Source organism: Cognatilysobacter xinjiangensis, assembly GCF_014651995.1.
Taxonomy (GTDB): domain Bacteria; phylum Pseudomonadota; class Gammaproteobacteria; order Xanthomonadales; family Xanthomonadaceae; genus Cognatilysobacter; species Cognatilysobacter xinjiangensis.
This window is the reverse complement of the sequence record NZ_BMXY01000001.1, coordinates 681,118-700,701: the sequence shown is the minus strand read 5'-3', so window position 1 is coordinate 700,701 and position 19,584 is coordinate 681,118. Positions and strand designations below refer to the sequence as shown.

19 protein-coding genes, 3 tRNA genes and 1 pseudogene are annotated in these 19,584 nt (G+C 70.3%); 4 read left to right on the top strand and 19 right to left on the bottom strand.

What is annotated here, in order from left to right; translation table 11 throughout:
* Positions 1-39: 39 nt before the first annotated feature.
* Positions 40-375, bottom strand: coding sequence for a hypothetical protein (locus IE066_RS03285; protein WP_189446931.1), 336 nt, complete (start codon positions 373-375; stop codon positions 40-42).
* A 94-nt stretch (positions 376-469) separates the two neighbouring features.
* Between IE066_RS03285 and IE066_RS03280 the strand changes: the two genes are divergently transcribed.
* From IE066_RS03280 to IE066_RS03270, 3 genes are all read left to right on the top strand, one after another.
* Complete coding sequence (locus tag IE066_RS03280) at positions 470-1,204, top strand: HupB (protein ID WP_425488889.1); 735 nt, start codon at positions 470-472, stop codon at positions 1,202-1,204.
* Positions 1,205-1,405: 201 nt separating this feature from the next.
* Entirely contained in the window at positions 1,406-1,678 is a 273-nt protein-coding gene (locus tag IE066_RS03275; protein WP_189446930.1) for an HU family DNA-binding protein, read from the top strand.
* 149 nt (positions 1,679-1,827) lie between these two features.
* Positions 1,828-3,156, top strand: a complete 1,329-nt coding sequence (locus IE066_RS03270; RefSeq protein ID WP_189446929.1) for a hypothetical protein — start codon at positions 1,828-1,830, stop codon at positions 3,154-3,156.
* An 80-nt stretch (positions 3,157-3,236) separates the two neighbouring features.
* On the opposite strand, the gene IE066_RS03265 is transcribed toward IE066_RS03270, so the two are convergent.
* Complete coding sequence (locus IE066_RS03265; protein ID WP_189446928.1) at positions 3,237-3,530, bottom strand: hypothetical protein; 294 nt, start codon at positions 3,528-3,530, stop codon at positions 3,237-3,239.
* Between the two features lie 176 nt (positions 3,531-3,706).
* Here IE066_RS03265 and IE066_RS03260 point away from each other — a divergent pair, with 176 nt between their 5' ends.
* Positions 3,707-4,201, top strand: coding sequence for an MgtC/SapB family protein (locus IE066_RS03260; protein ID WP_189446927.1), 495 nt, complete (start codon positions 3,707-3,709; stop codon positions 4,199-4,201).
* Between the two features lie 193 nt (positions 4,202-4,394).
* Here the strand turns inward: IE066_RS03260 and IE066_RS03255 are convergent.
* From IE066_RS03255 to sdhA, 17 genes and pseudogenes are all read right to left on the bottom strand, one after another.
* Positions 4,395-4,475 (bottom strand) — tRNA-Leu (locus IE066_RS03255).
* Between the two features lie 72 nt (positions 4,476-4,547).
* Positions 4,548-4,621, bottom strand: a tRNA-Cys gene (locus tag IE066_RS03250).
* Positions 4,622-4,721: 100 nt separating this feature from the next.
* Positions 4,722-4,797: transfer RNA gene (locus IE066_RS03245), tRNA-Gly, on the bottom strand.
* A gap of 66 nt (positions 4,798-4,863) precedes the next feature.
* Positions 4,864-5,439: a CDP-diacylglycerol--glycerol-3-phosphate 3-phosphatidyltransferase gene (gene pgsA, locus IE066_RS03240; protein WP_189446926.1), complete on the bottom strand. Its 576-nt coding sequence runs from the start codon at positions 5,437-5,439 to the stop codon at positions 4,864-4,866.
* Positions 5,440-5,441: 2 nt separating this feature from the next.
* Positions 5,442-7,343 (bottom strand): excinuclease ABC subunit UvrC, encoded by a 1,902-nt coding sequence (uvrC, locus tag IE066_RS03235; RefSeq protein ID WP_189446925.1) that lies wholly within the window; start codon positions 7,341-7,343, stop codon positions 5,442-5,444.
* A 123-nt stretch (positions 7,344-7,466) separates the two neighbouring features.
* Positions 7,467-8,234 carry a 3-deoxy-manno-octulosonate cytidylyltransferase gene (kdsB, locus tag IE066_RS03230; RefSeq protein WP_189446924.1) on the bottom strand — a complete coding sequence of 256 codons (768 nt, stop codon included), beginning with the start codon at positions 8,232-8,234 and terminating at the stop codon, positions 7,467-7,469.
* Positions 8,231-9,232, bottom strand: a complete 1,002-nt coding sequence (gene lpxK / locus IE066_RS03225) for a tetraacyldisaccharide 4'-kinase (RefSeq protein ID WP_189446923.1) — start codon at positions 9,230-9,232, stop codon at positions 8,231-8,233. The genes kdsB and lpxK overlap by 4 nt, the downstream gene beginning before the upstream one ends.
* Positions 9,232-10,980, bottom strand: a complete 1,749-nt coding sequence (msbA, locus tag IE066_RS03220) for a lipid A export permease/ATP-binding protein MsbA (protein ID WP_189446922.1) — start codon at positions 10,978-10,980, stop codon at positions 9,232-9,234. The genes lpxK and msbA overlap by 1 nt, the downstream gene beginning before the upstream one ends.
* Positions 10,977-11,411, bottom strand: a complete 435-nt coding sequence (locus IE066_RS03215) for an ExbD/TolR family protein (RefSeq protein WP_189446921.1) — start codon at positions 11,409-11,411, stop codon at positions 10,977-10,979. The genes msbA and IE066_RS03215 overlap by 4 nt, the downstream gene beginning before the upstream one ends.
* Positions 11,411-12,040: a MotA/TolQ/ExbB proton channel family protein gene (locus IE066_RS03210; RefSeq protein ID WP_189446920.1), complete on the bottom strand. Its 630-nt coding sequence runs from the start codon at positions 12,038-12,040 to the stop codon at positions 11,411-11,413. Before IE066_RS03210 ends, IE066_RS03215 begins: the two co-directional genes overlap by 1 nt.
* Positions 12,041-12,056: 16 nt before the next feature.
* Positions 12,057-14,384: a DNA internalization-related competence protein ComEC/Rec2 gene (locus IE066_RS03205; protein ID WP_189446919.1), complete on the bottom strand. Its 2,328-nt coding sequence runs from the start codon at positions 14,382-14,384 to the stop codon at positions 12,057-12,059.
* 6 nt (positions 14,385-14,390) lie between these two features.
* On the bottom strand, positions 14,391-15,125 hold the full coding sequence (gene lolD / locus IE066_RS03200; RefSeq protein WP_189446918.1) for a lipoprotein-releasing ABC transporter ATP-binding protein LolD: 735 nt from the start codon (positions 15,123-15,125) through the stop codon (positions 14,391-14,393).
* Positions 15,118-16,362, bottom strand: coding sequence for a lipoprotein-releasing ABC transporter permease subunit (locus tag IE066_RS03195; RefSeq protein ID WP_189446917.1), 1,245 nt, complete (start codon positions 16,360-16,362; stop codon positions 15,118-15,120). Before IE066_RS03195 ends, lolD begins: the two co-directional genes overlap by 8 nt.
* A gap of 23 nt (positions 16,363-16,385) precedes the next feature.
* Positions 16,386-16,829, bottom strand: a complete 444-nt coding sequence (locus IE066_RS03190; RefSeq protein ID WP_189446916.1) for a hypothetical protein — start codon at positions 16,827-16,829, stop codon at positions 16,386-16,388.
* Positions 16,780-17,034 carry an FAD assembly factor SdhE gene (locus IE066_RS03185; protein WP_189446915.1) on the bottom strand — a complete coding sequence of 85 codons (255 nt, stop codon included), beginning with the start codon at positions 17,032-17,034 and terminating at the stop codon, positions 16,780-16,782. The genes IE066_RS03190 and IE066_RS03185 overlap by 50 nt, the downstream gene beginning before the upstream one ends.
* Before the next feature lie 22 nt (positions 17,035-17,056).
* Positions 17,057-17,744 (bottom strand): annotated as a pseudogene (locus IE066_RS03180) (succinate dehydrogenase iron-sulfur subunit).
* A 43-nt stretch (positions 17,745-17,787) separates the two neighbouring features.
* Positions 17,788-19,581: a succinate dehydrogenase flavoprotein subunit gene (sdhA, locus tag IE066_RS03175; protein WP_189446914.1), complete on the bottom strand. Its 1,794-nt coding sequence runs from the start codon at positions 19,579-19,581 to the stop codon at positions 17,788-17,790.
* Positions 19,582-19,584 lie beyond the last annotated feature (3 nt).

Genomic DNA, 19,584 nt, shown 5'->3' with positions numbered 1-19,584 from the left:
GTCGCAGAGAGCATACCGGCCCGGGTGCGAAGGCCGTCGTCAGTCGTCGCCGAGCGCGGCGTACCACGCCGCGTACGGCGTGTTGCGCGCGAGATGCCGGCCGTAGTCGGGCGCGCCGTCGCACCACCACACCGGGCCACGCTCGCCCAGCGCGACCTTCGCCGCATGCACGCGCGCACGCGCCGCCTTCTCCGCGGCCGCGTCGCCCGCGCGCAAGGCCGCACCGACTTCGCGTCGCGCGTGCATCAGCGCATCGGTGAGGCGCTGTCGCTCGTCCTCGGGGATCTCCGGGTTCGCACGCCGCCACAGGCGCCCGCGCACGACGATGTAGCGGCCATCGGCGGTGACGGGCGGTGGGCGACGGTCCGGCGACATGCGCACAGCGTGGGGCGGAGGAGGTCGCGATGGCGTGGCGGATGCCCGACCGGTTGGCTTCGCCCGGCATCAGCGTTCGCGTGCGATGTCCAGCGTGTCGCACGTCTTCGGCAGCCTGGCATCCCGATGGCCGGGCGCGATATCCGATGCATCGGACTGCTACCCGCCATTCCACCGCGGCGAAACCCGTGACGCCTTTGTCACTGTCTCCACTTCGCGGCTGCTACATCGGCCGCGGCGCAGAACGCGCCCATCTGAGGAGACCGACATGCCCCGTGGTGACAAGTCGTCCTATTCGAGCAAGCAACGCAGGCAGGCTGAGCACATCGAGGAGAGCGAGCGACGCCAAGGACGTTCGGAGGAAGCCGCCGAGCGCATCGCCTGGGCAACGGTGAACAAGCAGGACGGCGGCGCGAAGGGCGGCGGTCGCAAGTCCACCGCCAAGAAGGCGACGAAAAAGGCGGCAAGAAAGGCCGCGAAGAAGAGCGGCGCGCGGAAGAGCGCGGTGAGGAAGGCGACGGCGAAGAAGGCCGGTGCGCGCAAGTCGACGGCCAAGAAGGCGACCCGCAAGGCGGCGGCGAAGAAGACGACGCGCAAGACCGCCGCCAAGAAGTCCGCACGCAAGACCTCGGCCAAGAAGACGGCGCGCAAGACTCCGTCGACCGCGCGCAAGGCAGCGGCGAGCAAGGCCGGACGCGCGTCGGCGGCCAAGAAGAGCGCGCGCAAGACGGCTGCGAAGAAGGGCGGCGCACGCAAGTCGACGGCGAAGAAGGCCACGCGCAAGGCCGCCGCGAAGAAGTCGGCTCGCAAGAGTTCGCGAAGCCGTTGATCGTTTGGCGATCGGCCGCGCCCGTGACGCAGCCGGTCGCCGTTTTGCCAGTTAATCGCGCCGATCGCCCAGCCGCGATCACCTGCGACGCCACGCATCCCGCGCACCGACGGCAGCCGACCACACGCGTCGCGCCGGGCCGCGCGCCGCGCATCGGCTACCCTACGCGCCCTTCCGCAACCCAGACCAGGTCGTACCCCAATGAACAAAGGCCAGCTCGTCGACGCCATCGCCCAACGCTCGGACCTGACGAAGGGCCAGGCCGAGGCCGCCCTCAACGCGACGATCGAGTCGATCACCGATGCGCTCAAGCGCGGCGAAGCTGTGACGCTGGTCGGCTTCGGCACCTTCGAGGCGCGCAACCGCGCCGGCCGCCAGGGCCGCAACCCGAAGACGGGCGAGACCATCGAGATCCCCGCGTCGATCAATGCCGCGTTCAAGCCCGGCAAGGCGCTGAAGGACGCGCTGCAGTAAGCCGTACGGGTGTGGCTTCGGGAAGGGCGGCTTCGGCCGCCCTTCTGCTATGCGCGCGCCGCTGATCGGACCTCGGCATTTTTTCTGACTGCCTCACCGCGCCGCGCCGCCATAATCCGTGGACGGCGGGGAGCGCCGGGGAGGACGCAATGAGGATCGGAACGCTGGCGCGAGGCGCCGCATGGACGGTGGGCGGGCTTTCGCTGCTTGTGGCGCTGTTGCTGGTGCTGCTGCTCGGCATCAACTGGAACGACCGCCCGCCCTCTGCGGCGACACACCGGCTGGAGCGCGTGCTCGCCGAACGTCCCGCGGTCGCCGATGAGGACAACGGCTTCGTCTACCTGCTCGGCATGCCGGTGCCGCGCGACGAGGATCCCGCGACCTGGGGCGTGCGTCGCAAGGCATGGCTCGAAGCGACGACGTCGGCCTCCAGGCGCCCCTACGTTCTGCCGGGCCCGGCTGCGCAGGCTGCCGCTTCGTCGCCCGAAACGGATCCATGCAAGGAAGCGGTTGCCGCATGCGCCGACGCACTGCAGTCCGACCCGGCCGCGCTGGACACGCGCATCGCGGAGAACGCGTGGCGGGTCGAACGCTACGAAGCCCTGCTCTCGCGTCGCCGCTGGCTGGAAACGATTCCGGCCGAGCCGGACATGCCGCTGCCGCAGTATCAGGTGGCTCTGAACGCGCAGCGGCTCTTCCTGCTGGACACCTGGCGCCGCGCGCGAGCCGGCGATGTCGCCGCCGTGCGCGAGCGGCTCGATCGCGATGCCCGATTCTGGCGCGGCGCATTGGCGAACTCGGACCTGCTGGTCGGCAAGGTGATCGCCGTGGCCGCGCTGCGCAGGAACTTCGCGTACGGCGGCCTGGCGCTGCGCGAGTTGCCGGCGGATCGTGTTCAAGCCGCCGCGCCACCCAGCTGGGCCACGCCGCTGTCCGGCGAGGAGCGGTCGATGCTGCGTGCCATGGCCGGCGAGTGGCGCTGGTCCAGCAGCCTCATGCGGCGTAACGCGGAAGCCGGGACGAAACCGCGATTCGGTGAACGCCTGTCGAACCCGCTCTGGAAGGTGCAGGACTCGATCAATCGCTACGCGGATTTCATCGTCGGCTTCGCGGACGCGACGGGCGCGCCGTACGCGCAGCTCGGCGCGGCGATGGCGGGAACGATGCCGACGTCCAGCTTCGACCTGTACAACCCCGTCGGTGCGATGCTGCACAGCGTCGCGCCGCACGCCTATCCGGATTACGCATTCCGCGTCGCTGACCTCGAGGGACTTCGTCGCTCGGCACTCGCTGCCGCGTCGCTGCACGCCGACGGTGTCGCGCGGCATGACGCGCCGCGAGCGCTCGCGGCGCTGCCGGAGTCGCTGCGCGATCCGTATACCGGCAGGTCGCTGCAATGGGACGCCGGCGCGGGTGCCATCGGGTTCGCCGCGCACGGTCGCTACGGGCGGCCATCGGATACGCGCATCCCGTACTGATCGCGGACGTCACGCCACGCATCGATCCGGTGCCATTCGACTACCGCAATGGCAACCATGCTGCGCACGGATGCGAGGGTTCAGCCCGCGCTTTCGACCGCGTACAGCATCACCGCGACACCGTCCCGCTTCGCATCCTCGTACGCCTGCTTCATCGGCCCGCTGTAGCGCGCGGTATCGGGCGCGGGCGGCAGCCTCACGGCGTCGACGAAGGTGCAGGACTCGAAGCCGAGGCGATCCAGCGCAAGCAGCGCGCCGTCGCGCGCGAGCTGCACGTCGTCGTTGTCGACCAGTACCGCGCCGTTGAGCGCCGTGCCTTCCGCAGCCGCGGTGCAGGCCGCGCCCGCGGTCATCGAGAGCTTGAATACGTGCATCGCCTCAGCCGTGTCCGGTAGGACGGGCGATTGTCCGGCATGGACGGCTGCGCGGCTACGGCGGGTCGCCACGTGTGATGGCGTCGCCGCCGCGGACTCGCGCGGCGCACACGTCTCGACGGCCAGACTCGACGTCCCGACCCGGTATCGCACCCGTGCTCGAGCATCGGACCGGCATGACCTTCCTCGACGCCTTCGTGGCCGAATTCGCGCTGCCGGAGCCGGCCGTATTCGCCGTGGTGCTCGCACGGGTGATCGCCGCCGCCGTGCTCGGCGGGCTGGTCGGCTACGACCGCGAGCGCAAGGGGCGCTCGGCGGGCCTGAAGACGCATATGCTGGTGTCGATCGGCTCCGCGCTGTTCGTGCTGGCACCGGCGGTAGCGGGCACGGCGCTGGGCGACCTGACGCGCGTCATGCAGGGCATAGTGTCCGGCATCGGCTTCCTCGGCGCCGGCGCGATCATCAAGATGGAACGCGGCGGACGTGTCGAGGGCCTCACCACCGCCGCCGGCATCTGGATGACCTGCGCGATCGGCATGGCCGCCGGCATCGGCATGGAGATGGTCGCGCTGGTGACGACCATCGTGGCATTGATGGTCGTCAACGCCGTGCCGCGGATATTTCCATCGCCACAGCACGACGACGGCGCACCGCGCGATCGTGAGCGCTGAACCGTCGTACGACGAAGACCTGGCGCGATGGGCGCTGCACCCTGCCGACCGAAATGACCGCCCGAAACGGGCATCGCCGAGCCAGCTTATCGCTGCCATCACAGAGCAGCGGGCCGCATGGCGCAAGCGTCCCACTACCGGCGGCGGCAAGGGATGCCGACAGAAGCATCCATCCAGACACGAGGCTTGATTGTGCCCGGAGCGGGACTCGAACCCGCACGACAGGGTCGGCGGATTTTAAGTCCGCTGCGTCTACCGGTTTCGCCATCCGGGCGTGCGTACAGCTTACGCGCGGCCGCCATGCGCCGGGCAAAAAAAACCCCGCATCGCTGCGGGGTCTTCGATCTGGAGGCCGAGGTCGGAATTGAACCGGCGTACGCGGATTTGCAGTCCGCTGCATAACCACTCTGCCACCCGGCCGGGAAGCGTCAGGGAAACTATCGAAGCGTATCCCTGAAAAGACAAGACCCCGCGAGCGGGGTCTTGTCACACGGTTCCGATGTACTGGCTCCGATGAATCTGGAGCGGGAAAAGGGACTCGAACCCTCGACCCCGACCTTGGCAAGGTCGTGCTCTACCAACTGAGCTATTCCCGCGGAACAGGCTGCGCATTCTACGGACACAGCCGGCCGTGTCAACACTTTTGCGCAACGAAATTTCGATCAGTTCACGCCGGTGCGTTCGTCCCTGCCCAGCACCGGCCACGCGGCGCGCAGATACGCCCATCCGGACCACAACGTCAGCAGCGCGGCGACCGCGAGCAGCCACTCGCCGATCGCGAACACCGGCAGGCCCAGCAGCGGCTCCTGGTACAGCAGGCAGGTCAGCGCGACCATCTGCACGATCGTCTTGAACTTGCCGATCGAAGCCACCTTCACCCTCGCGCGCTCGCCCAGCGCGGCCATCCACTCGCGCAGGGCGGAGACGGCGATCTCGCGGCCGATGATCACCGCGGCCCACAACGCCATCCACTTCGTCGGGTGCACCTGCACGATCAGCAGCAGCGCCACTGCGACCATGAGCTTGTCGGCGACCGGATCCAGGAAGGCGCCGAACGCCGAGTACTGGTTGTAGCGTCGTGCGATCCAGCCATCGAGCCAGTCGGTGACGGAGGCGAACGCGAATACCGCGGCCGCGGCGAAGCTCGTCCATTTGTAGGGCAGGTAGAACACCACCACGAGCACCGGGATCAGCACGATCCGCATCAGCGTGAGGGCGGTGGGTACGGTGATGCGCATGCTTACTCCGCGCCTTCCGAAGGCGTCAGGCCGTGCAGGGTGTCATAGATGCGTTGCGCGAGGGCGGCGTTCACGCCCTCGGCGCGGGCGATTTCCTCGACGCCGGCGGCCTTGAGGCCGCCCAGGCCGCCGAAGTGCTTGAGCAGCGCCGCGCGACGGCGAGGGCCGATGCCCGGGATGTCCTCGAGGCGGCTCGTGGTGCGCGCCTTCTGCCGCTTGCCGCGGTGGCCGGTGATGGCGAAACGGTGCGCCTCGTCGCGCACCTGCTGCACCAGCTGCAGTGCGGGCGACTGCGCACCCGGATGTACGCAGCGGCCGTCGGGCAGCAGCAGGTCCTCGTCGCCCGGACGGCGCTCGGGGCCCTTCGCGACGCCCACGACACGCACGCCCTCGACGCCCAGCTCGTCGAGTACCGCCTTCGCCTGTGCCACCTGCCCTGCGCCGCCGTCGATCAGCAGCACGTCCGGCAGTATCGCCGCCGACGCCTGCTTCGCCCGCGCGGCAGGTGTCGCCCGCTCGTCCGCCAGCGCGGCCTCGCGCGCCTCCATCGACCGCCGGAATCGGCGGTGGATGGCCTGGTGCATGGCCGCGTAGTCGTCGCCCGGCGTGATGCCGGTGATGTTGTAGCGCCGGTACTGCCCGCGCACGGCGCCCTCGACATCGAACACGACGCAGGAGGCGACCGTGGCCTCGCCCATGGTGTGCGAGATGTCGAAGCACTCGATGCGGCCCGGCACGTCGTCCATGCCGAGAAGATCGCGCAGCGATTCCACGCGCGCGCGCTGCGCCGAGGCGCTGGTCATCTCCGAGGCCAGCGCCATCTGCGCATTGCGACGCGCGATGTCGAGATAGCCCGCACGCTCGCCGCGCACGCTGCAGCGGATCTGCACCTTGCGCTCGCTGGACAGCGCGAACGCCTGTTCCAGCAGGTCGCGATCCGGGATGTCGCGGTCGAGCACGATCTCGCGCGGCGGCGTCTTGTCGATGTAGTGCTGCGACACGAACGCGCCGAGCACCTCGTCGGGCTGGTCGCTGCCGTTCGTCTTCGGGAAGAAGGCGCGCGTGCCGAGGTTGCGGCCGTCGCGGAAGGCCATCAGCACGACGCAGGCGTTCGCGCCCTGCATGGCGATCGCGAGGACGTCGAGGTCGGCGGCGCGGCCGTCCACGTACTGGCGGGCCTGCAGCGTGCGGATCGAGGCGACGAGGTCGCGCAGGCGCGCGGCTTCCTCGAAGTCGAGGTTCATGCTCGCCTCTTCCATGCCGCGCGCGAGCTCGTTGGTGAGCTCGTCGCTGCGGCCTTCCAGCATCATCGACGCGCGCCGCACGCTGCGGGTGTACTCCTCGCGCGAGATAAGATCGACGCAGGGCGCGCTGCAGCGCCCGATCTGGAACTGCAGGCACGGCCGCGAGCGGTTTCGGAAGACGCTGTCCTCGCAGCTGCGCAGCTTGAACAGCTTGTGCATCAGGTTGAGCGTCTCGCGCACCGCGCCGACGCTCGCGTACGGGCCGAAATACTTGCCCTGAACAGCGCGCGGGCCACGGTGGACGGCGATGCGCGGGTAGTCCTCGCCCGTCAGCAGCACGTACGGATAACTCTTGTCGTCGCGCAGCAGCACGTTGTAGCGCGGCTTGAGCGACTTGATCAGCTCGTTCTCCAGGATCAGCGCCTCGGCCTCGGTGCGCGTGACCGTGACCTCGATGCGCGCGATCTGCGACACCATCGACGCGATGCGCGCCGACTTCGGCGTGTTGTTGAAGTAGCTGGAGACGCGATTCTTCAGCGCGCTCGCCTTGCCGACGTACAGCACGCTGTCGTCCGCACCGATCATCCGGTACACGCCGGGCGCGGTGCTGAGGTTGCGGACGAAGTCCTTGGCGTCGAACGCGGGCACGGGCGGCTTCATCGGCCGGCGGCCCCCGGGTCGCGCGCGGGGCGGCGGATCATGCGGGAGAAAGACATCTACGCGAGGTGGGGCCGATTATCGGCCGCGGCAAGCGCAGGCGATGAGAACCCGCTCCCACGGGGCTCAGCCGCGCAGCGTGGCCAGGTGGCGCTCGGCGCGCTCCAGGTCCTCGGGCGTGTCCACGCCGGGCGGGAAAGGCTCCGGCGTGACGGCGACCGCGATGCGGTAGCCGGCCTCCATCACGCGCAATTGCTCCAGCGACTCGATGACCTCCAGGCGCCCCGGCGGCATGTCCGCGAAGGTCTGCAGGAAGCCGGCGCGGTAGGCGTAGATGCCGATGTGGCGCAGCCACGGACCGCCGGCCGGCAGCGCGTCGCGCGACCGGGCGAAGGCATCGCGCGGCCACGGGATGGGCGCGCGACTGAAATACAGCGCGTGCCCGGTCGCGTCGGCCACCAGCTTCACCGCATTGGGGTCGAACAGTTGCTCGACATCGTTGATCACCGCGCCCAACGTCGCCATCGGCGCGGTCGAGCGCTCCAGCAGGCCGGCCACGGCGCGGATCCCGGCCACGGGCGCGAACGGCTCGTCGCCCTGCAGGTTGACCACGATGGTGTCGTCGCTCCAGCCGGCGATGCGCGCGCATTCGGCAAGGCGATCGGTGCCGGACGCATGGTCGGCGGCAGTCATCGCGATGCGCACGCCGCTGCCGTCGAGTGCGTCGGCGATGCGGGCGTCGTCCGTCGCCACCCAGACCTCGCGGGCACCCGCGGCCAGCGCGCGGCGGGCGACGTGCAGCACCAGCGGTTCGCCGCCCAGCGGCCTCAGGGGCTTGCCCGGCAGGCGCGACGCGGCATGGCGCGCAGGGATGGCGACGACGAATCCGGTCATGGGGTACGGGGCCTGCGCAGACGGTCGAGACGGTCGATGAATGCGGTCCAGAACGCTTCCGGCAGCTCGGCGCTGACCGGCACGGCGTAGCTGTGCTCGGGAGCGAACGCGACGCACTTGACCGCGTCCTTTTCGGTCATCAGTACCGGTAGCGGGCTGGTGAACGCGAGGTCCGCAGGCTGGAAGGCGTGATGGTCGGGAAACGCGTGCGGGATCACCGCGATGCCGCGCGCCTTGAGCGTATCGAAGAAGCGCGCCGGATCGCCGATACCGGCGACCGCATGCACGCGCTGGCCGGTGAATATCGTCAGCGGCCGCGCGCGGCGGCCCTGCAGCGGCATCGCGTCACGCACGGCCAGGCGCATCGGCCACTCGCCGAAGCCCGCCTCGCCCTGCCCCCCGTCGCCGAAATTGACCACGCGGAAATCGCAGCGGCTCGCGCGTTCGGCGGGCTCGCGCAGGGGGCCGGCCGGCAGCAGGCGGCCGTTGCCGTAACGACGGCGGCCATCCACCACCTCGATCTCGATGTCGCGCGCCAGCCGGTAGTGCTGCAGGCCGTCGTCGCAGACGATCACGTCGCAGCCGGCGGCCACCAGCGCGCGCGCGGCAGCGGCGCGGTCGCGGTCCACGCGTACGGGCACGCCGGTGCGACGCGCGATCAGTAGCGGTTCGTCGCCGGCCTCCACCGCGGAGGTGCCCGCCTCCACCCACAGCGGCGCCTTGCCGCGGCGGCCGTAGCCGCGGCTCGCGACGCCGGGCGACCAGCCGGCGTCACGCAGGCGCTCGACCACCGCGACGGTCATCGGCGTCTTGCCGGTGCCTCCCGCGGTGACGTTGCCGATCACCACCACCGGCACGCCGGGATGGCGTCCGTGCAGCAGCCGGCGGCGGTACAGCCCGCCGCGCAGCCGCGTGAGCGCCGCGTACAGCGGCTCCAGCACCCGCGCCGCCAGCGGCACCGGGGCGTCGCCGTACCAGTGGCGCGGCGTGCGGGCCATCAGCCGGCCTCGCGGAACTGCATCCGGTGCAGGTGCGCGTAGAGCCCGCCCCGCGCGAGCAGCTCGGTGTGCGTGCCGCGCTCGACGATGCGCCCCTGGTCGAGCACCAGCACCTGGTCGGCGTGCTCGATGGTGGACAGGCGATGCGCGATCACCAGCGTCGTGCGATCCGGCATCAGGCGTTCGAGCGCGTCCTGCACCAGCCGCTCGGATTCGGTGTCGAGCGCTGCGGTGGCCTCGTCGAGGATCAGCACCGGCGCGTCCTTGAGCATGGCGCGGGCGATGGCGAGGCGCTGGCGCTGGCCGCCGGAAAGGCGCCCGCCGCGAACGCCGATCGGGCTGCGCTCGCCCTCGTCCATGCGATCGACGAACTCGGCGGCATTCGCGCCCTCGATCGCGCGCCGCAGCCGGTCAGCTTCGACGTCCGCAAGCTCGCCATAGGCGACGTTCTCCATCACCGAGCCGTCGAACAGCATCACCTGCTGGCCGACCAGCGCGATCTGGCGGCGGAGGTCGGCGAGCCGGTACTCGGGCAGCGGATGGCCATCCAGGAGGATCTGCCCCGCTTCGGGGTCGTAGAAGCGCGGGATGAGCTTGACCAGCGTCGACTTGCCGCTGCCCGAGCGCCCGACGATCGCGGTGACCGTTCCGGGACGGGCGACGAAACTGATGTCCGACAGCACCGGCGCGGCCTGGCCCGGATAGCGGGCGGCGACGTCGCGGAATTCGAGCTCGCCGCGCGCGCGGGCGAGCTCGCGCGTGCCGGAATCGGGCTCGTCGGGCGAATCGAGGATCTCGAACAGGCGCTCGGACGACGCCAGCCCGCGCTGCAGCATGCCCTGCACGTTCGTGAGCTGCTTGATCGCCGGGATGATCGCCATCATCGCGACCATCAGACCGACGAAATCGCCCGCGGTGAGGCGCCCCGCGGCCGCCTCGCGTCCGGCCATGAACGCGAGCGCCGCGAGCCCGATCGAGCCCATCAGCTGCACCATCGCCGAGGAGATGCTGCGCGTGGATTCGACCTTGAGGCTGAGCTTCAGGACGTCGTCGGCCTGGCGGGCGTAGCGGCCCGTCTCGATGCCCTGCGCGCCGTAGGCCTTGACGTCCTGGTGGCTGCCCAGCGCCTGATCGGCGTACTGCATGAGCTGCGAGTTGCTTTCCTGGATGCGGTGGCCGATGCGGCGGTAGCGGCGACCGACGTTGTCCATCACCCAGGCGAGCGGCGGCGCGAGCACCAGCACCGCCAGCGTCACCTTCCAGCTGTACCAGAACATCATCCCGAGCATGGCGATGACCTGCAGCGACTGCTGGATCATCACCTTCAGCGCATCCACGGCCGCGAGCGCGACCTGGTCGCTGTCCGAGCCGAGGCGATTGAGCATGGACGGGACCGATTCCGCGTCGAAACGCTGGCCCGGCAGGCGCAGGTATTTCGACAACACCTGCACGCGAAGGTCGCGCGCGATGCCGCGGCCCGCGCGCGCCGATGCCATGTCGGCGATATAGCCCGAAATGCCGCGGAGCACGAACAGCGCGACGATGCCGAGCGGCACGTTCCACGCGGCCTCGGGCGCGCGCGCGACGATGGTTTCGTCGATCAGCGGCTTCATGATGCGGGCGAAACCCGCGCTGCCGATCGCCTCCAGCCCCATGCCGATGAAGGCCAGCACGAGGAAGGCGCGATAGGGCCGGCCGAACGTCTGCAGGCGCGCGTACGTCGCCCAGCTGCTGGCGCGATCGCTCACTTGGACGCCGCCTTCTTCTCTGTCGGCGTCGACACCGCGAGCAGGATCTGCCGGTAACCGAGCTGGCCGAGCGCTTCCTGGGCCGTGATCACCGCCTGGTAGGGCGTGCGCGCGTCGGCGCGCAGCATCACCGCGCGGTTGCGGTCGCGGCCGCCGACCTCGTTGATGGTCGCCTTCAGCGACGCCGCGTCGTCGCGGATCACCTCCCGGTCCTCGACGAAGTACCGGCCCTGCGCGTTGACGAGCACGTCGAGCGGGTCCTTCGCCTGCGTCGATTCGCCGTTCGCCTTCGGCAGCTCGAGCTTGAGCGCCGAGCGGCCCTCGAACGTCGCGGTCACCACGAAGAAGATGACCAGCACGAGGATCACGTCGATCAGCGGAACCAGGTTGATGTCCGGCTCGTCGTTCGGCCGGTGCCCGCCGATGCGCATCAGGCGACCTGCGGCGCGGGGCGCTGGGCGCGCTGCTCGACCACGTCCATCAGCGCGATCGCCTCGTGCTCCATGTCGACGATGTATTCCGCGATACGGCCGCGGAACCAGCGATGCGCGATGAGCGCGGGGATGGCCACGATCATGCCGGTGGCGGTGCAGACCAGCGCCTTGCCGATGCCGCCGGCGAGCTGGTTCACGTCGCCGATGCCGTAGTCGAGAATGCCGAGGAACATCTGGATCATGCCGACCACGGTGCCGAACAGGCCGAGCAGCGGGCCCGCGGCGGCGATCGTGCCGAGCGTGTTGAGGTAGCGCTCCATGCGGTGCACGAGGTGGCGCCCGACGTCCTCGACGCGCTCGCGCATCACTTCCCGCGAGCGGTTGCGCATGTCGAGCACCGCGGCGAGCAGCGTGCCCAGCGGCGAGGTCTCCCGCAGCGAGTCGATGTGGGCGGGATCGAGGTTGCCCCGAGCGGCCCAGGTGCGGACCTCGTCGCCGAGCTTGGCCGGCATGACGCGGCTGCGGCGCAGCGTCCAGCCGCGCTCGACGATCAGCGCCAGCGCAAGTGCCGACAGCAGCAGCAGCGGGATCATCGGCCAGCCGCCGGCTTTCACGAGTTCGAGCACGTCCCCTCCAGGGCGTTCAGTCGCGTCGATAGGATAGCCCAGCGTCCGCAGTTGCCCGGCGCGCGGCGTCCCACAACCGCGGGCGGGCCTCGCGCCGCCCCGAGGCCACGATACCGCCCGGCCCGCTGCGCAGCGTCACCGCGCCGGCGTCGGCCGTATCGATGACCCGGGCGCCTGCGGTCTGCCAGCGCTCGACGACCTGCCGGTTGGGATGCCGGAACCGGTTCGAATGGCCGGCCGAGACGATCGCCAGCCGCGCGCCGGTGGCGCGCACGAAGGCCTGGCTTGAGGAATGCCGGCTGCCGTGGTGCGGCACGAAGACGGCGTCCACGCGCAGCGCCGCGGACTGCATCGCCACCAGCCGCGCCTCGATGGCCTCGCCGATGTCGCCGGTCAGCAGGACAGCACCATGCCGCGTCTCGATCCGCAGCACGCAGCTGGCCTCGTTCGCGAGATACGGGAAGTAAGGTGGCGGATGCAGGACCCGGAAGCGCACGCCGTCCCAGCTCCATGAGCTTCCTGCGAGACAGGGTCGCGCGTCCTGCACGCCCGCGCCGTCGGGGGCGAACAGCGCGTCGGCGCGGATTTCGCGGCGCACGGCGTCGAGTCCTCCGATGTGGTCGAGGTCGGCATGGCTGACCATCATCCGGTCCAGCCGTCGCACGCCGCGGGCGTGCAGCACGGGCACAACCGCGCGCTCGCCGGCGTCGAAGCCCTCCGGCACCGCGGGCCCCATGTCGTACAGCAGGCTGTGCGTGCGCGTGCGCACCAGCACCGACAGCCCCTGCCCCACGTCGATCGCGGTCACCTCGGCGTCGCCGTCGGCGGGCGCGTGGCGATCGGGCCAGAGCAGCGGCAGCCACAGCAGCACGCCAAGTGCGCGCCCGGGCGTGCCACGCGGCATCAGGCACCAGGCCGCGCCGAGCAAGGCGAGGACGACCGCGACGCCGGAGGCCTCGGGCAGGTACCAGAGCGACAAGGGCGAATCCGCGAGACGCTCGAACAGTGGCCACGCCAGCTCGAAACACCGCGCGGCGAGTCGCCAGGCCGCGGCGCCGGCCACGGGATGCACGGCATCCAGCGCCACGCCCGCCACCGACAGCGGTGCGACCACGAGGCTCCACCACGGCACCGCGACCAGATTGGCGACCGGGCCCGCCAGCGAGGCCTGACCGAACAGCACCACCGTGAGCGGCAGCAGGCCAACCGTCGCGACGCCCTGCGCGCGCAGCAGGTCGCGAACCGGCGACGTCGCCAACGGCATGCACCACAGCAGCCAGGCCACGCCCGCGAAGCTCAGCCAGAATCCCGCGGACAGCACGCAGAGCGGATCGATCAGCAGCATCGGCACCGCCGCCATCGCCAGCGCCTGCGGCATGCCGATCGAACGACGCGTGCCGCGCGCGAGCGCCACCACGGCGATCATCAGCAGCGTGCGCACCGTCGGCATAGAGAAACCGGAGGCCGCCGCGTAAACGAGTGCGCCGCCGACGCCGGCCATTGCCATCGCGATGCGGGCCGGCAGGCGTCGTGCCAGCGCCGGCAGCAGCCACCACAAGGCGCGTACGAGCAACGCCGCGACGCTGGCCACCATGCCGACATGGAAGCCGCTGATCGCGATCAGGTGCGTCAGCCCGTCCGCACGCAGCCGCGTCCAGTCGTCATCGGTGAGGCCGCGCGTGTCGCCGAGCGCGAGCGCACGCACGAAGCGCGAGCTGGGCCCGTCGACCGCACGTTCGATGCGCAGAGACGTGGCGTCACGCCAGCCCTGCAGCCCGGTCGACGGCCCGACGCGCTCGCCATCCGCGACATAGCCCAGCGCGGTGAGGCGATCGGCGAACGCGTGCATCTCGCCGTCGGCCGCGCCCGGATTGCGCAGGCCCCGCGGCGCCCGCAGACGCAGGGCGAAGCGCCATCGCTCGCCCGCTCGCAGGATCGGCGGGGCGGCATTGCCACGCGCGTACCAGGACAGTCGCAGCCGACGACCTTCGAGCCGCTCCTGCGGGTCCCGCTCCACCTCGGCTTCGAACACCGTGCGCAGCGGCTCGACGCGCGGGAGGTCGACGATTCGCACGTCGAGCGTCGCATCCTGCCGTTCCGGGTGCGCGGGCAACTGCAGCACGAGCGCATGGATCGCGTGCAGGCCGGCGAGCCCGGCGCCCAGAAGCAGCGCGCCAACCCAGCGCCTCGACGGCCAGCGCCATGCGAGGACGGCGCCTCCGGCGGCAACCGGTAGGGCGATCGCGAGCGGCGGCACCGAGGGCAGCGACAGGCAGGCGCACACGCCCGCCAGCAAGGCGAGCGCGATGAGCGGGGTGATCAGCGGCGTCCTTGCCGCGTGCATGCCGGACTAGACCTCGTCCGGCGCGAGCTCGCGCAATCGGCCTTCGTGCAGTTCCAGCACACGGTCGAGGCGTCGCGCGAGGCGGCGATCGTGGGTGACCAGCACGAGGCTGGTGCGCTGGTCGCGGTTGAGGTCGAGCATCAGGTCGAACACCGTCGCGGCGGTCTTCTCGTCGAGATTGCCGGTGGGTTCGTCGCCCAGCACGCAGCCCGGGCGGTTCACCAGCGCACGCGCGACCGCCGCACGCTGCCGCTCACCACCGGACAGCTCGCCGGGCTTGTGCGCCATGCGATGGCCGAGGCCTACGGCGTCCAGCAGCGCCCTCGCCTTCTGCTCGGCCTGCGGCACGCGCGCGCCGCCCAGCACCACCGGCAGCATCACGTTCTCGAGCGCGGTGAACTCGGGCAGCAGGTGGTGAAACTGGTAGATGAAGCCCAGCGCGCGGTTGCGCAGGCGCCCGCGCTCGGCGTCGGACAGCGCGCTCATCTTCTGCCCGTCGACATAGACCTCGCCGGCACTCGGCGTGTCGAGCCCGCCCAGCAGGTGCAGCAGCGTGCTCTTGCCGGCGCCGGACGCACCGAGGATGGCGACGGTCTCGCCGCGCGCTACCGCGAGGTCCAGACCGTCGAACACCGGCGTGCGCAGCGAGCCTTCCGCGTAGGTCTTGCCCAGGCCTCGCGCTTCGATCACGGCGCCGGTCGCCACGGCGGCATCGGCGTCGCGCATGCGTGCGTCACTCATAGCGCAGCGCCTCCGCCGGCGGCGTGCGCGAGGCGCGCCAGGCCGGGTAGATGGTGGCCAGGAAGGCCATCGCCAGTGCGACCACCGCGATGATGACGATGTCGCCCGGCTGCATGTCGGTGGGAAGGCCGGTGATGTAGTAGACGTCCTCGGGTAGCAGTTGCACGCCGAGCACCGCTTCGACGGCGTGCAGGATGTGTTCGAGGTTGAGCGTCAGCACGATGCCGCCGACGACGCCCATCAGTGTGCCAATGACCCCGATCAGCGTGCCCTGCACGATGAACACCTGCATTACGCCACGCGGCGACAGCCCGAGCGTGCGCATGATCGCGATGTCCGCCTGCTTGTCGGTGACCAGCATCACCTGCGAGGAGACCAGGTTGAACGCGCCCATCGCGATGATCAGCGACAGCAGGATCGCCATGATGGTCTTCTCCATCTTGAGCGCGCGGAACATGTTGGCGTTCTCGTCGGCCCAGTTGCCGACGTGGTACGGGCCGCCGAGCGAGAGCGCGAGGTCGCGCGCGACCTCCCAGGCCTTGTCCATGTCGTGCAGGCGCAGCCGCACGCCGGTCACGCCCTCGCCCATGCGTTGCACGCGCTGCAGGTCCTGCATGCTGGTGAAGGCCATGCCGCGGTCGTACTCGTTGTAGCCGGCTTCGAAGAGGCCGCTTACGCGGAAGCGCTTCATGCGCGGCATCGCGCCGACCGGCGTCGCGCGTGCCTCCGGCGTCATCATGATGACGTCATCGCCGACACCGACGCCGAGCCAGACCGCAAGCTCGCGGCCGAGCACGATGTTGAAGGAGCCGGGTTTCAGGTCCTCGAGCCGGCCCTGCACCATCTTCGACGCGATCACCGATACGTGGCGTTCCTGGTCCGGCAGGATGCCGCGCACGATCGCAGGCTGGTTGCGCGGGCCGGACAGCAGCGTCTGCGCCTCGACGTAGGGCGCGGCGCCGGCGACGCGCTTGTCGGCCAGTGCCTTGCGAACCGCGACGGGCCAGTCGTGGACCGGCTCGCCGAAGCCGCTGACGGTGGCGTGCGCCACCATCTGCAGCATCCGGTCGCGGATCTCGCGCTGGAAGCCGCTCATGACCGCGAGCGTGGTGATCAGCGCCGCGACGCCCAGCGCGATGCCGAGGATCGAGGCGAGCGAAATGAACGAAATGAAGCCATTGCGGCGTTTGGCGCGCAGGTAGCGCAGGCCGATGGCGACGGGGAGCGGAGTGAACATGCGATGCCTGTTCCCGGGGGCGGCTATGGTGCCACTGCCGGTGCATCGGCGTCGGGACGCCGCGTCGACACCCACAAGCGCAGTTCACGTCGCAGCCCGGCATCGACCACGTCGGGCCAGGCTACGCGTCGGTGATGGCGGCCACCGGAACGCCATGCGATGAGCGTCAGCGGTCCTCGCCAGCCGAGGTCGAGCGCCTCGACCGCAACGCCGTCCACCTGTGCGCCCGCGCCACGCAGCAGCAGCTCGACCGGCGACCGACGGCGCTCGACGCGTCCAAGGTGCGCTCCGTAGAGCACGCAGACGATGCTGCCCGGCACCGCGAGGGCGGCAGGCAGCTCGGTCAGCCAAAGACCCGCGCCGCCCAGTACGCCGAGCATCACGAGCAGGGCGGCCAGCTGCCTGGAGCCGCGCAGCTCAATCCGCAGGGGCGGCGATGCGCTGCGCGAGCGCCTGGAGGTCGGCATCGTCAAGCGGCTCGTATCCAAGGAAGGAGCGCCAGAGCCTATCGTCCTCGCAGTCCAGCAGCCGTCGGAAAAGTCCGCGATCGGCGTCGGAGGCTGTCGGCCACCGGCGGTCGAGCCAGCGCTCGAGCAACTGGTCGAGCTCGCGCATGCCGCGCCGGCAGCGCCAGCGCAGCGATTTGATCTCGGGATCGATGTCGGGACTCATGCCGCGGCGTCGACGCGTCGCGTCAGACGCGGCGCGCCAGCATCAGCTTCTTGATCTCGCCGATCGCGCGCGCCGGGTTCAGGCCCTTCGGGCAGGTGCGCGCGCAGTTCATGATCGTGTGGCAGCGGTAGAGCTTGAACGGATCCTCGAGGTCGTCCAGGCGCGCACCGGTGTCCTCGTCGCGCGAATCCACGATCCAGCGATAGGCCTGCAGCAGGATGGCCGGGCCAAGGTAGCGATCGCCGTTCCACCAGTAGCTCGGGCAGCTGGTCGAGCAGCAGGCGCAGAGGATGCACTCGTACAGGCCGTCGAGCTTCTTGCGGTCTTCCGGCGACTGCAGGCGCTCGCGGTCGCTCGGCGTCGGGCTCTGCGTGCGCAGCCACGGCTTGATCGACGCGTACTGCGCGTAGAAGTGCGTGAGGTCCGGCACGAGATCCTTCACCACCGGCATGTGCGGCAGCGGGTAGATCGCCACTTCGCCGCTGCGGCAGTCGTCGATGGCCTTCGTGCAGGCCAGCGTGTTGGTGCCGTCGATGTTCATCCGGGCCGCACGTGGCCATGTCGACTTCGTACGTATCGACGGTCGGGTTGCGCCCGTCGTCCGGGTTCCAGCGGTAGACCTTGAACACCCGCGGGTTCTTCGCGCCGGCGGCGGCGAAGTGGCGACCCTGCTGGATCTTCGAGTTCTTCGGGAGGGTGAATTCGGCCATGGTCGGGTCCGTAGTCGTCCGCGGCGATGCGCGGACGCGAGAGTCAGTAGACGCGCTTCTTCGGCGGCACCGGGGCGATGTCGTTCGTCAGCGTGTACGAATGCACCGGGCGGTAATCGATCCGGGTGTTGCCCGCGGCGTCGATCCAGCACAGCGTGTGCTTCATCCAGTTCGCGTCGTCGCGCTCCGGGAAGTCTTCGCGGGCATGCGCGCCGCGCGACTCAGTGCGGTTCTCCGCGGAGACGATCGTCACCAGCGCCTGGTCCAGCAGGTTCGCCAGCTCGAAGGTCTCGACGAGATCGGAGTTCCAGACCAGCGAGCGGTCGGACACGCGGACATCGGCGAAGGACGCGTGGATCTCGCGCATCTTGCGCACGCCGTCGGCGAGCGTCTCCCCGGTACGGAACACCGCGGCGTCGGCCTGCATGGTGCGCTGCATCTTGTCGCGGATGACTGCGGTCGGCGTACCGCCACTGGCGTTGCGCAGGGCATCGAGGCGCGCGAGGGCCGGATCGCAGGCGTCCGCGGCCAGCGGCGCGTGCGGCATGTTCGCCGGGATCGTCTCGGCGCAGCGATTGGCCACCGCGCGGCCGAACACCACGAGGTCGAGCAGCGAGTTCGAGCCGAGGCGGTTTGCGCCGTGCACCGACACGCAGGCCGCCTCGCCGATCGCGTACAGGCCCGGCACGACCGCGTCCGGGTCGCCGTCGCGCAGTTGCACGACTTCGCCGTGGTAGTTGGTGGGAATGCCGCCCATGTTGTAGTGGACGGTCGGAATTACCGGGATCGGCTGCTTCTCGACGTCGACGCCGGCGAAGATCCGCGCCGATTCCGCGATACCCGGCAGCTTCTCGTGGATCACCTCGGGGCCGAGGTGCGTCAGGTCGAGCAGGATGTGGTCCTTGTGATCGCCCACGCCGCGGCCTTCGCGGATTTCCATGGTCATCGCGCGGCTGACCATGTCGCGCGGCGCGAGGTCCTTGACGCTCGGCGCGTAGCGCTCCATGAAGCGCTCGCCCGCGCTGTTGCGCAGGATGCCGCCCTCGCCTCGCACGCCTTCCGTGATGAGGCAGCCGGCGCCGTAGATGCCGGTCGGGTGGAACTGCACGAACTCCATGTCCTGCATCGCAATGCCCGCGCGCAGCGCCATGCCGCCGCCGTCGCCGGTGCAGGTGTGCGCGGACGTCGCGCTGAAGTACGCACGGCCGTAGCCGCCCGTCGCGAGCACGGTGCCGTGCGCGCGGAACAGGTGGAGGGTGCCCGACGCCATGTCGAGCGCGAGCACGCCGCGGCAAGCGCCGGAGGCGTCCATGATCAGGTCGAGCGCGAAGTACTCGATGAAGAACTGCGCGTCGTGCGCCAGCGACTGCTGGTAGAGCGTGTGCAGGATCGCGTGGCCGGTGCGGTCGGCCGCGGCGCAGGTGCGCTGCGCCGGCGGGCCCTCGCCGAAGCGCGTCGTCATGCCGCCGAACGGGCGCTGGTAGATGCGGCCGTCCTCGGTGCGCGAGAACGGCACGCCGTAGTGCTCGAGCTCGACGATCGCCGGGATCGCCTCGCGGCACATGTATTCGATCGCGTCCTGGTCGCCCAGCCAGTCGCTGCCCTTCACCGTGTCGAAGAAGTGGTAGCGCCAGTCGTCCTCGCCCATGTTCGCGAGCGCGGCGGCCACGCCGCCCTGTGCGGCGACGGTATGCGAACGCGTCGGGAAGACCTTGGTGATGCAGGCGGTCTTCAGGCCCTTCTGGGCGAGGCCGAACGTGGCGCGCAGGCCGGCACCACCGGCGCCGACGACGACCATGTCGAACTTGTGTTCCTGGATGGGGTATGCGGCAGGCATCGA

Excerpts from the sequence above, each read along its gene's own strand:
- IE066_RS03285 (WP_189446931.1), bottom strand. The coding sequence starts at position 375 with ATGTCGCCGGACCGTCGCCCACCGCCCGTCACCGCCGATGGCCGCTAC.
- IE066_RS03185 (WP_189446915.1), bottom strand. The coding sequence starts at position 17,034 with ATGAGTCCCGACATCGATCCCGAGATCAAATCGCTGCGCTGGCGCTGC.
- IE066_RS03275 (WP_189446930.1), top strand. The coding sequence starts at position 1,406 with ATGAACAAAGGCCAGCTCGTCGACGCCATCGCCCAACGCTCGGACCTG.
- IE066_RS03270 (WP_189446929.1), top strand. The coding sequence starts at position 1,828 with ATGAGGATCGGAACGCTGGCGCGAGGCGCCGCATGGACGGTGGGCGGG.
- lolD (WP_189446918.1), bottom strand. The coding sequence starts at position 15,125 with ATGAGTGACGCACGCATGCGCGACGCCGATGCCGCCGTGGCGACCGGC.
- IE066_RS03265 (WP_189446928.1), bottom strand. The coding sequence starts at position 3,530 with ATGCACGTATTCAAGCTCTCGATGACCGCGGGCGCGGCCTGCACCGCG.
- IE066_RS03260 (WP_189446927.1), top strand. The coding sequence starts at position 3,707 with ATGACCTTCCTCGACGCCTTCGTGGCCGAATTCGCGCTGCCGGAGCCG.
- lpxK (WP_189446923.1), bottom strand. The coding sequence starts at position 9,232 with ATGGCCCGCACGCCGCGCCACTGGTACGGCGACGCCCCGGTGCCGCTG.
- IE066_RS03215 (WP_189446921.1), bottom strand. The coding sequence starts at position 11,411 with ATGCGCATCGGCGGGCACCGGCCGAACGACGAGCCGGACATCAACCTG.
- pgsA (WP_189446926.1), bottom strand. The coding sequence starts at position 5,439 with ATGCGCATCACCGTACCCACCGCCCTCACGCTGATGCGGATCGTGCTG.
- IE066_RS03205 (WP_189446919.1), bottom strand. The coding sequence starts at position 14,384 with ATGCACGCGGCAAGGACGCCGCTGATCACCCCGCTCATCGCGCTCGCC.
- kdsB (WP_189446924.1), bottom strand. The coding sequence starts at position 8,234 with ATGACCGGATTCGTCGTCGCCATCCCTGCGCGCCATGCCGCGTCGCGC.
- uvrC (WP_189446925.1), bottom strand. The coding sequence starts at position 7,343 with ATGAAGCCGCCCGTGCCCGCGTTCGACGCCAAGGACTTCGTCCGCAAC.
- sdhA (WP_189446914.1), bottom strand. The coding sequence starts at position 19,581 with ATGCCTGCCGCATACCCCATCCAGGAACACAAGTTCGACATGGTCGTC.
- IE066_RS03195 (WP_189446917.1), bottom strand. The coding sequence starts at position 16,362 with ATGTTCACTCCGCTCCCCGTCGCCATCGGCCTGCGCTACCTGCGCGCC.
- IE066_RS03190 (WP_189446916.1), bottom strand. The coding sequence starts at position 16,829 with ATGCCGACCTCCAGGCGCTCGCGCAGCGCATCGCCGCCCCTGCGGATT.